Source organism: Bacteroidota bacterium (genome assembly GCA_016713925.1).
In the GTDB taxonomy this organism is placed as follows: domain Bacteria; phylum Bacteroidota; class Bacteroidia; order AKYH767-A; family OLB10; genus JAJTFW01.
In genome coordinates this window covers 1302483-1314205 of record JADJOH010000002.1, presented here as the reverse complement: position 1 = coordinate 1314205, position 11723 = coordinate 1302483, and the positions used below count along the sequence as shown (strand labels likewise).

The window sequence follows — 11723 nt, the reverse complement described above, 5'->3', positions numbered from 1 at the left end:
AAAGCATAGAGATTAATAAACCATGATTTTTCCGGTGTATTCAATGGTATTGTCCGAATATCTTAACAGATACAATCCGGACGGTAGTTCGCCGCCCGAATACGTATCGTGGTTTGAATTTATTTTTGAAGAATGTGCGAGATGGCCCTGAGCATCATAAATGAATAATTCCCCTTTGTCAACCGCTTTCCCGTCTACCAATAGTTGAAAACGCCCGTGGTTCGGATTAGGATAAATGCGCAGGGCATGCTGTTCCTTTTTTTCCGGAAGACTACTTATCCCGGGCATGGCATATTTAATGGTAATGTAGTCATTGTTCCCGGCTGCTGAGGAAGCGGAGCCGGTAACATAGATATAACGGAGTGCATCCACATATACATCAGTGAAGATATCATCGCCGAAATAGGAGCCTGCATATTCGTCAGCATAAATCAGGTTACCGGTAATATCGTACACCAGGAGTACTGCATTTTTCCCGGAGCCTATTGTAGAAATGTACCCTGTGATATAGATGTTTCCATCTGCATCAGTTGTCATCGCTGTAGGAACAGCACCGGTCGAATCTCCGGCGTATTGCATCATCCATAATACAGTACCGGAGTCAATGACCATGGTCGTGATGACATCTCTCGATAAGCCGTTGATGAGCTCTTTTGTCCGGCCACATACCGCTGTGAGATTATTGGGCAATGAAGAAATGGCTATAGCGGAATCGTTCCCATTGGCATTGCCGTTATAGTTAACCGTCCATAAGCGTGTACCATATTGATTTTGTTTAAAAGCGACCATGCTGGTTGTAGTGCCGGTGTCAGCAGCTCCACATACCCATGTGTTGTAGTTGTTGTCACATTTTATGTCAATGGGAAAATCCTCGCTCTGACTGCTCTGACAATTATAATTGCTGATCCATTGTTGTGCTCCTGAAGAATCATAGTGCAAGGTTTGCATATCGTAAGTGGCACTTCCAAAAAAGTTAAAGGAACCGGTGAGGGAGAAACAATGGCCATTGTCGGTAACAGCAAGACCTTGCGCATAGTCATCTCCGCTGGCACTGGAGTAATCAACCGACCAGATATCATTTCCGGCACTGTCACATTTCAGGGTGTATAGATCGTACAGATTTCCTGAAAGTGAAGTGATCATGGCAACAGTATAAATGTTTCCGGCGGCATCGGTTTCCACTTGTCTTGCATAATCATAACTGGAATTAAACCAATACGGCTCCTTACTTTTTGCCCAAACACGTCCTGCACTGTTGAATTTCATAATGCAAAAATCGCCGTCATTGAAAGCCACGTCTCCTGTTACAATAACATTCCCGAAAGGGTCCAGGCAAAGGTCGATCCCTTCATTCATTGCTGTAACAATAACGCCTTTGTAATTGTCTGTCCAAACCATGTTACCCGCAGCATCGTATTTTACAGTTGTGATGGATCCGGTGGTGCTGTTCTGAAAACTCTGCCCGGTAACATATACATCACCGTTAGACGTGACCACGATGGCATTGGCATGATCCAAACCGGTCAGTGTTCCATTGTGGCTGTTTTCCCATAAACGTGTTAGTGATCCCTGCGCCGGAGATGGGGTACGGCAAAACAGGAGGAAGGATAAGAAGAGTATAAATTTACTTTTCATATTTGTTTATTATTTTTTAGAGTAAATCTTTAAAGATTTTAGTAAGATTAATCTTGTGCCGGACCTGATGACATTAATGCTCATGTTTGAATCGAGAGCTCGAAGTAGAAGCAAACAACATCCGGAAGGAATTATATCCGGATGAAAGGAGTGAATACGTGTGTAACGTACTTTAAACAGGTGATCTGATATTTTGCAGATAACTAATTGCTACCAGTTCCTGCGATTTGCAAGATCAAATAAAGGGAACCGGAAGTTGAAAGAAGAATGAAAAGTGCTGAATGGTAAAAAAGACCTGTTGATCGGGAATTATAAGACTATTTTCCAGCGACAACCACCACGATTTCACCTTTAACCGGCTTTGGTCATAAAGTGTTCTTTGATCTCTTTGAGTGTTCCCCGTCTCGTCTCTTCAAACATCTTTGATACTTCCCGCGATACAGACGCCTGTCTCTCTTCTCCAAAATGCAGCATACACTCCTCTAATAGTTTTAAGAGCCGGAAGGGAGATTCGTAAAAAATGATCGTACGCTCTTCTTCTTTCAACGCCAGCAAGCGCGTTTGTCTTCCCTTTTTTTGTGGTAAGAATCCTTCAAATACAAAGCGGTCGCAGGGAAGTCCACTCATGACCAGAGCCGGAACAAAAGCTGTAGCACCCGGTAAACAGCGTACTTCAATTTCTTCTTTGATGCATTCTCTGACCAGTAAAAAGCCGGGATCACTTATACCCGGTGTTCCGGCATCGCTGATCATGGCAATTTCCTGCCCTTCTTTCAGCATCCGGATAATTTCCTTAGTAGATTGATGTTCATTATGTTGATGATGTGAAAGCACCCGCTTTTCTATCCCGAAATGATGAAGTAATACCTTGCTGGTTCGGGTGTCTTCTGCAAGAATAACATCTGCCGCTTTCAATATCTCCAGACCCCGCAGAGTGATGTCCTGGAGATGGCCAATTGGAGTAGGGACGAGTGTCAGCATAGGGGGAATAGCACTGTTGTTTACAGGTCAAAGTTGAATATAAATTTTGATTTGCAGGTTGCTCTTCCAGATTTTTAAAGCTGCGTAATTGTTGATCAGTTGTAGTATAGATTTTTTTACCGCAGCTGTGTTAGAATTAAATGCCAATTCCTGTTTTTTTACTTGCAAAACCTGTTTGTGTTCCTTATTTTTGTTTGTATACTATCCTTGAACCGGAATAACCCTCCTTTACTTTTTCTCCGGACCTGGAATAGACTCAGTTAACCGATATTATCATCTTTATTCACCCCTCTGTATGAAACAAATCTACATAGCTATCCTTGTTCTGTTCTCCTCCGTTACTTCAGCGCAGCAGAACTATCCGTTGTATCTTCAAAGCGGAGTTACTACACCCGAATCAAATCTGAATACATTTCAGAATGCTCCTGAACCTACAGATGTATTTAACGGGTATTATTGTCGCTTTTTGCAGTTTACGGATCTCCCCAATAAGGAGCAACAGGATGCAATTCGTCGGAGTGGTCTCGTCCTGATGGATTATGTGCCAAAAAATGCATTTATGACGGCTATTCCTAAGGGGTATGATAAGTCGAAGTTGACCGCACTGGGTGTTCGTGCCGTTATCAGGCAAGAGCCTGCGCAGAAGATCAGCCGGACAATTAGCGGTGGATTTCAGGATTGGGCAGTCAATGCTCCGGGAACAGTGGATCTCGATGTGCAGTATTATGCTCATCTCAGCGAAACTTCAGTTCTTAACGCTGCTGCGAAATACGGACGTGTACTCGGACGTCTGGCAGAGAATCATGTCATCAGCATCCGAATTGCCGACAACGCCTTATGGACTTTAGCGGAAGAACCATGGGTCTTCTTTATTAATTCTATCGCTGCCCCTTCTGTTAAAGATGATACCAAGGGCCGAAGTCTGCACTGGTCCAATTCCATCAACACTGATTTCGTTACCGGTCGTCGTTACGATGGTACGGGTGTAACGGTAGCCATAGCCGACGATGGCTTTGTAGGTCCTCATATTGATTTTACAGGTCGTATGACCAACTTCGCTACGGGAACAGGTCAAACGCATGGTGACATGACCAGCGGTATTTGCGTGGGTGCGGGAAATCTTAATCCTGTCATCAGAGGGATGGCTACAGGGGCCTATCTCTATACCTATAATATTGGCGCATATCCTCAGGTTGTCAATGCGGTGGCCAATTACAATAACTATGGCATCGTTATATCCTCCACCTCTTATTCGCAAGGGTGTAATCAATATACTTCCGATACGCAGTTTGGAGATAATCTTCTTTACAATAATCCGCAAATACAGTTTGTTTTTTCCGGTGGGAATAGCGGCAGTACCAATTGTAATTATGGCGCCGGTACCGCCTGGGGAAATATTACAGGTGGATATAAGCAAGGGAAGAATGTGGTTGCCTGCGGGAATCTCGATGAACTGGAAGTACTGGATCCTTCCAGCAGCCGCGGACCTGCTTCCGATGGTCGTATTAAGCCGGATATCTGTGCCAACGGAAGAAATCAGCTGAGTACAAATGAGAACAATACCTATCAGGTGGGTGGAGGAACATCTGCCGCTTCTCCCGGAGTAGCCGGTGTCTTTGCTCAACTCTATCAGGCCTATAAACAACTGACCGGAGCAAGCAATCCACCTGCTGCACTCATAAAGGCCAGCTTACTGAATACTGCTGAAGACATTGGTAATGCCGGTCCGGATTTTATTTATGGCTGGGGTCGTATAAACGCGTTACGTGCGTTGCAAACACTGGAAGGCAATCGTTATCTCACGGATAGTGTCACGCAGGGAAATAATAAAACCCATGTCATCAATGTTCCTGCTGGTACAAGACAAATTCGGGTGATGGTGTATTGGTCAGATATCGGCGGCTCCACCGTTGCAGCTCCGGCATTGGTGAATAATCTGAATATGACACTTACAGATCCTGCTGCAGGAGTTTGGAATCCCTGGAAACTGGATCCGACACCTATCGCAGCGAATCTGAATACACCTGCGATTCGTGGTGTGGACAGTTTAAATAATATGGAGCAAGTCACACTCGATAATCCTGCCGCCGGTGCCTATACGGTAACGGTGAACGGTTATGCATTACCGTCAACCGGTCAAAGGTATTACCTGGTATGGGAATTCAGAACGGATGCAGTGACAATGACGTATCCGAATGGCGCGGAAGGATTTGTTCCCGGCGAAACAGAAGTGTTGAGATGGGATGGTCAGCGGAATCTGGGCACCTATGCTTTGGATTATACTGTTGACAATGGGGTAAATTGGATTCCTATCTCTGCATCAGTAGCACAAACCGTTCAACAGTTTAGTTGGCTGGTTCCGAATAATGTTTCAGGCGCTGTAAAAGTTCGCGTTACCCGTGGTGCTTTCAGTGATATGAGCGATACTTCATTAGCAATCATTGGCGTTCCTACAGGACTGGCGGTTTCCTGGGCTTGTCCCGATTCCCTTCGTCTGACATGGACCGCCGTGAGTGGTGCAGCCGGATATACGATTTATAAGCTCGGAAATAAATACATGGAACCCATTGGCACAACAACGGCTACCAATTTTGTTGTAACTGGCACCAACCCGGCTTTGGGATACTGGTTCAGTGTTTGTGCAAATACTCCTGCAGGAAATAAAGGACGAAGAGCTTACGCTATTTATAAAGCCCCGGGAACAAGCAATTGTCCCCTTCCATTTGATGTGAAACTAACGTCGGTGGCTAGCCCCGCAAGTGGTAATTTATCGGGTTGTCAGAATCTTTCCGCTATTCCGGTCACTGTTTTGCTGGAAAATGCAGGACAGAATGTGCTGACGAATATCCCTGTGAATTATCGTTTGAATGGTGGTGCGGTCGTATCTCAAACCTATGCCGGACCACTGAATCCCGGAGCTACCTATCTGTTTACTTTTTCTACGAATGTCAATTATTCCGCAGGGGGAAGTTATGCGTTACAAGCATACACCTCTTATGCGGGTGATCTGAATAAGTTCAATGACACGCTGGTCGTTAATTCCACGGTGTTTAGTGTGTATACAATGCCCGTGACAGAAGATTTTCAGGCAGCTTCCTTCCCACCAACGGCGTGGAGTATTCAAAGCGTGGGAGGAACTTATACCTGGCAGCAAGCTACAGGTATTCCCGGTGCTACCGGAACCACAACCACCTGTGCATTTATAGATAACTATAGTTATAACAATCCCGCTGCAGAAGATAAACTCGTTACCTATTCAGTTTCATTAGCAGGAGCAACTTCTGCCCGTATGACCTTCGACGTAGCTTATGCCCGTTACAGTACTGCTTATTCCGATTCCCTTCGTGTAGATGTTTCTGCAGATTGTGGTAGCACCTGGTTACCCACCGGGTATTTTAAAGGCGGATTATCTCTGGCAACGGTCGGAACGCAAACCGCATACTTTACGCCTGCTTCTGCTGCTCAGTGGAGAAAGGATACAGTAGATCTCACCACATGGGCCGGCTCGAATGTCATTTTGAGATTTGTAAACATCAACCGTTACGGGAATAGTTTGTATCTGGACAATGTCAATTTCACGGGAGCAACCGGCAACGCCACTTTAAATTTAAATGTACTCTTTGAAGGATTTCACAACGGTAGTGGAGGGATGACACCGGTATTGCTAAACACCGGTGCAGGATCCAATCCTTCCGAAACCGACTCCGTTATCGTGAAATTACGTACTGCAGTAGCGCCTTTTACTGCCGTTGCAACGGATACAACAGTAGTAAGCACAAGCGGACAGGCTACCTGCACATTCCCTCCAGCTGTGATAGGGAATAATTACTACATCGCGGTTTATCACCGGAACAGTGTGGAAACATGGAGTGCTGTTCCACAACCATTTCTCGCAACAACCGCATATAACTTTACTACGTCAGCATCACAAGCCTTTGGCGCTAATATGAAGCAATTGTTACCGGGAGTATTTGCCATCTACAGCGGAGACCTGTCTCCTCAGGATAATGTGATAGACATCACGGATCAGGGTGCTATTGATAATGATCTTTTTAACTTTATTGCCGGATATGTAGTGACAGACCTCAACGGAGATGGCGTAGTTGATATCGTTGATCAATCCATAATGAACAATAATATCTTTGGATTTATTTCCTCTGTTCACCCGTAAATCTTTCAAATTGGGCAAGGGAAAAACGATCCCGAAAGAGATGATAATGGTATTAAAATGGCTGTCTTTTGATGGCCATTTTAATACCGGTTTTTCCCCCTGCTGTTATTTTCTCTCCCCCGGTTTTTAAAATGGGTGAGCGGAATAGAAAAGCAACTCTTAGTCGTCCGTTTTCATTGCTCTGATTTGTAGCTTTTTACTAAAGAATAGGACTTTTCTATTAATTCTTCCCACTTAATTGCCTTTTAAGGTATATATATCACGTGTTTATGCCTATTTTCGTTTTCCGTCAGTGAACGATAAGAGAGTGAATTCAGCTTCAATTTCTGTACTTTAATGAATGGATAACTTAAATAGTGTATGTCACTCCGCTACGCTGCCGGGTTAACGAAAGAAATAAAAACACCATAAACATAAACCCATTAATGATTAAAATGAAAAAGTTGTACGTTTGGATCTTCGCCGCACTGGTACTGTTTTCCACTGCCGCATCCGCTCAACAGGACACCCGCATCTATTTACAGAGCGGCACCATTACTACAGAATCGAATCTGGAAGCATTCATAGCGTCACCCACACCGGCGGATGTATTTGGAGGTTACTATTATCGTTTTCTTCAGTTTAACACTGTTCCGGGAAAGGAACAACTGGACGCTATGCGCAATAGCGGTCTGGTAGTAATGGATTATATTCCGAAAAATACTTTTATGACGGCTATCCCTGTCCGTTATGACAGAACACGATTGGCAGCATTCGGTGTCAGAGCTGTTATTAAACAGGAGCAGAACCATAAGATCAGCCGGAATATCATCGGTGGTTTTCAGGACTGGGCGATAAAGGAAAAGGGTACCGTTGATCTGAATGTATAGTATCAGGGCAGTGTTTCATTGCCTGCTGCACTTGCTGCAATAGCAAAGCATGGAACTGTACTTGGTCATAATGCACAAAACAGAATCATCACCATTCGCGCCGGAGAGTTTTCATTGATGGCGTTGGCTGCAGAACCCTGGGTGTTCTTTATCAATACCATCGCTGCCCCATCTGTAAAGGATGATACTAAGGGTCGTAGTTTGCATCGCTCCAATGTAATCAATAGCGATTACGCCACCGGTCGTCACTATGACGGAGCAGGGGTTACGGTAGCTATTGCTGACGATGGCTTTGTAGGACCTCATATTGACTTCACAGGTCGCATTACCAATTTTGCAACAGGTTCCGGTTCAACGCATGGTGATATGACCAGTGGCATCTGTGCCGGTGCCGGCAACCTGAATCCTACCATTCGTGGTATGGCCAGCGGTGCTGATCTTTATACCTTCGATATCGGTTCGTACCCTCAGGTGGTAGATGCTGTGGCTAACTTTAACAATTACGGAATTGTGATCGCTTCCACCTCTTATTCACAGGGATGCAATGAATACACTTCCGACACTCAATTTGGCGATCAGTTGCTCTATGATAATCCACAGTTGCAATTTGTATTTTCAGGTGGTAATAATGGTAGTGGCAATTGCGGTTACGGTGCAGGTGGTAGTTGGGGTAATATTACGGGTGGCTACAAGCAAGGAAAGAATGTAGTAGCTTGTGGAAACCTCGATGCCCTTGAAGTACTGGATCCAAGCAGTAGCCGCGGTCCCGCATCGGATGGTCGTATCAAACCGGATATCTGTGCAAATGGTCGTGATCAAATGAGTACGGATGAAAATAATACCTATCAGGTAGGTGGAGGAACATCTGCAGCATCACCCGGTATAGCAGGTATTTTTGGTCAGCTGTATCAGGCCTACAAAGAATTGTTTTCTGCTTCTAATCCTCCCGCTGCACTGATTAAAGCTTCCATGCTGAATACTGCAGAAGATATCGGCAATCCGGGCCCTGATTTTATTTATGGCTGGGGTCGTGTGAATGCATTAAGAGCTTTGCGTACGCTGGAAGATAGCCGTTTCATTACCGATAGTATCGGACAAGGCGGAAATAATACGCATTCCATCACTGTTCCGGCAGGTACAGCAGAAGTACGTGTAATGGTGTATTGGTCAGATGTGGGTGGATCACCTGCTTCTGCCCCTTCTCTTGTGAATAACCTGAATATGACCGTTACAGATCCATCAAGTGCAGTTTGGAATCCATGGATTCTTGACCCAACACCATTAGTAGCCAGTTTGAGTGCTCCTGCGGTACGTGGGGTGGATAGTTTGAACAATATGGAGCAAGTTACCCTGAGCAATCCTGCTGCGGGAACGTATACTGTAACTATTAACGGTAACGCCATACCGTCAATCGGTCAACGGTATTACCTCGTGTGGGAGTTCCGTACAGAGGAAGTAACAATGACTTACCCGAGTGGTGGAGAAGGACTGGTGCCCGGTGAAACAGAAGTGTTGAGATGGGATGGTCAACGTGATCTGGGGAGTTATGCGCTCGATTATACCACCGACAACGGAGCCACCTGGAATGTTATCGCTTCAACAGTACCACAAACATTGCAACAATTCAATTGGGTGGTGCCAAATACCGTTTCCGGAGATGTAAAAGTGAGAGTTAGCCGCAATGGTTTCACCGATGAAAGTGATACGTCTTTAGCCATTATCGGTTTACCTACCGGTATTACTGTTGATTGGGCTTGTCCGGACTCTATTCGTCTCATATGGAACCCGGTGAATGGTGCTGTAGGTTATACGGCGTATCAACTGGGAGCAAAATTTATGGAGCCTGTGGGTACGAGTACCACAAACAGCATTGTCATTAGCGGCACCAATCCAAACCTTGCCTATTGGTTTAGCGTGAGTGCCATTACGCCTGAAGGAAACAATGGTCGCAGAGCCAATGCCATTTATAAAGCACCCGGAACGTTTTCTTGCCCCCTTGCTATCGATGCGCAACTAACGTCATTGGCTAGCCCCGGTAATGGTTCCTTACTGGATTGTCATGATAATTCTACCGTTCCTGTTGGTGTATTGATCGAGAACCGCGGGCAAACACCCGTCTCTAATATCCCTGTGAACTTTTCTCTGAATGGAGGAGCAACGGTTACGGAAACCTTTACCGGAACATTAGCACCTGCGGCTTCACAGCTGTTTACCTTTACGGCAACACTTGATTTATCACTTGCCGGGACCTATACATTGCAAACATGGTTGAGCCTGACAGGAGATATGAATGTGTACAATGATACCGCCAGATCAGTAGTAAATGTCATTGGCGGCACATTGCAATCATTGCCATTTACGGAGGATTTTGAATTGGCATCCCTATGTGCTACTACCAGCAATTGTGAAGTGACGGTTTGTAATATTGGCAATGGATGGATAAATGAACTCAACAACGATCAGGATGATATTGATTTCCGTGTGAGCGAAGGCCCAACGCCTTCCGCAGGCACAGGACCGGATGTAGACCATACCCTCGGGACGGGTGCAGGAAATTATGTTTACCTCGAAGCTTCCGGATGTTATAACAAAAGTTCTAATCTGATATCTCCATGTATTGATCTTACCAACGCTACTACTCCGCAAATGACCTTCTGGTATCATATGTTTGGTGGTGATATAGGTGAATTACACATTGATATTTTTACACAAGGTGGCTGGCTGAATGATGCTATTCCTGCTCTAATTGGAAGCCAGGGAAATCTCTGGGAGCAAGCCGTGGTGAATTTACAACCCTGGGCAGGCGATATCATCAATGTTCGTTTCCGCGCAGAGACCGGTGGCAATTTTGAATCAGATATTGCCCTCGATGATATCAATATTATAGAATCTTCTGCACCTCCAATTCCTGCTTTCGCGGTAAATGCTACAACCGGATGTGCAGGAAAGGTATTTACATTTACTGATCAGAGTCTGAATGCTCCAAGCAGCTGGCTCTGGACATTTACTCCGGCATCTGTATCTTTCGTGAATGGAACAACAGCATCCTCTCAAAACCCTCAGGTTGTTTTCAATGCTATAGGAACGTATGATGTAGAGTTAACTGCTACCAATGGTTTTGGTGGAGGTACCGTGAATCAAACTGCGTTCATCAGCATACTTCAAAGTGCATCAGCTCCGGTGATCGAAGATTTCCAAAGCGGGGTTTTCCCTCCTGTTGCCTGGAGTATTGACGATGCCGGTGGAGCAATTACATGGGCAGAAGCAGTGGGTGTAACAGGTGCGGATGGCAATCCTACTTCATGCCCCTTTGTTGATAATTTCGATTATAATAATGTAGGCGCTGAAGACGGACTTACCACATTTGAAGTATCGCTTGCGAACGCTACTACTGCGGTGATGACTTTTGATGTGGCCTATGCTCAATATAGTGCTGCCTACTCAGACACTTTGCGTGTGGATATCTCCACAGATTGCGGAGCTACCTGGTCACCATCCGGTTATCTGAAGGGGGGACTTGACCTGGCTACTATAGGAGCAAGTACGGCAGAATTTTCTCCCGCGAATGCAACCGACTGGAGAAAGGATACTGTTGACATGAGTAACTGGATCGGATCTTCTGTACTGGTGAAATTTGTGAATATTAATCGCTATGGAAATAACCTCTACCTCGACAATGTAAATATTGATGCGGTAGTAGGCTTGGAACAACCCGATAAACTGGGAAATGTTGCCGTATATCCGAATCCTTCTGCAGGACTCTTTAACCTTGAATTACGCGGTGTGGAAGCGAGAAATGTTTCCTATATGCTGACTGATATCGAAGGTCGTGTGTTGATAAATCAGGTGGTGAATGCCGGCAATAATTTCCGTGGATTGATCGATTTGCGTCAATCCCCTCAAGGTGTTTATCTCCTTCGTCTGGTGACAGAATCCGGTAGCCGTACCATTAAACTCGTTCGCCTCTAAGCCCGGGAGAACAACTCACCCTTATTTTTATAAAACCACCCGTGCACATCTGTACGGGTGGTTTTTTTATTGCACTATCCGTTGTTGTATTCGTTCCG

Annotated in this window: 4 protein-coding genes and 1 pseudogene; 3 read left to right on the top strand and 2 right to left on the bottom strand. The window is 45.1% G+C overall.

Features of this window, described 5'->3' with window-relative positions:
* Window positions 1-12: 12 nt before the first annotated feature.
* Together IPJ86_05165 and rsmI are read right to left on the bottom strand one after the other, a co-directional pair.
* The gene (locus IPJ86_05165; protein MBK7886701.1) at window positions 13-1635 is read right to left on the bottom strand and encodes a T9SS type A sorting domain-containing protein; all 1623 of its coding nucleotides are present in this window, start codon (window positions 1633-1635) and stop codon (window positions 13-15) included.
* A gap of 317 nt (window positions 1636-1952) precedes the next feature.
* A pseudogene (gene rsmI, locus IPJ86_05160) lies at window positions 1953-2616 on the bottom strand (16S rRNA (cytidine(1402)-2'-O)-methyltransferase).
* Between the two features lie 295 nt (window positions 2617-2911).
* On the opposite strand from rsmI, the gene IPJ86_05155 reads away from it, so the two are divergent.
* The 3 genes from IPJ86_05155 to IPJ86_05145 all read left to right on the top strand — a co-directional run bounded on the left by IPJ86_05155 (window position 2912) and on the right by IPJ86_05145 (window position 11625).
* The gene (locus IPJ86_05155) at window positions 2912-6787 is read left to right on the top strand and encodes a S8 family serine peptidase (GenBank protein MBK7886700.1); all 3876 of its coding nucleotides are present in this window, start codon (window positions 2912-2914) and stop codon (window positions 6785-6787) included.
* 434 nt (window positions 6788-7221) lie between these two features.
* The gene (locus IPJ86_05150; GenBank protein ID MBK7886699.1) at window positions 7222-7656 is read left to right on the top strand and encodes a hypothetical protein; all 435 of its coding nucleotides are present in this window, start codon (window positions 7222-7224) and stop codon (window positions 7654-7656) included.
* Between the two features lie 18 nt (window positions 7657-7674).
* On the top strand, window positions 7675-11625 hold the full coding sequence (locus tag IPJ86_05145; GenBank protein MBK7886698.1) for a S8 family serine peptidase: 3951 nt from the start codon (window positions 7675-7677) through the stop codon (window positions 11623-11625).
* Window positions 11626-11723: the final 98 nt, after the last annotated feature.

Excerpts from the sequence above, each read along its gene's own strand:
- IPJ86_05165 (MBK7886701.1), bottom strand. The coding sequence starts at position 1,635 with ATGAAAAGTAAATTTATACTCTTCTTATCCTTCCTCCTGTTTTGCCGT.
- IPJ86_05155 (MBK7886700.1), top strand. The coding sequence starts at position 2,912 with ATGAAACAAATCTACATAGCTATCCTTGTTCTGTTCTCCTCCGTTACT.
- IPJ86_05150 (MBK7886699.1), top strand. The coding sequence starts at position 7,222 with ATGAAAAAGTTGTACGTTTGGATCTTCGCCGCACTGGTACTGTTTTCC.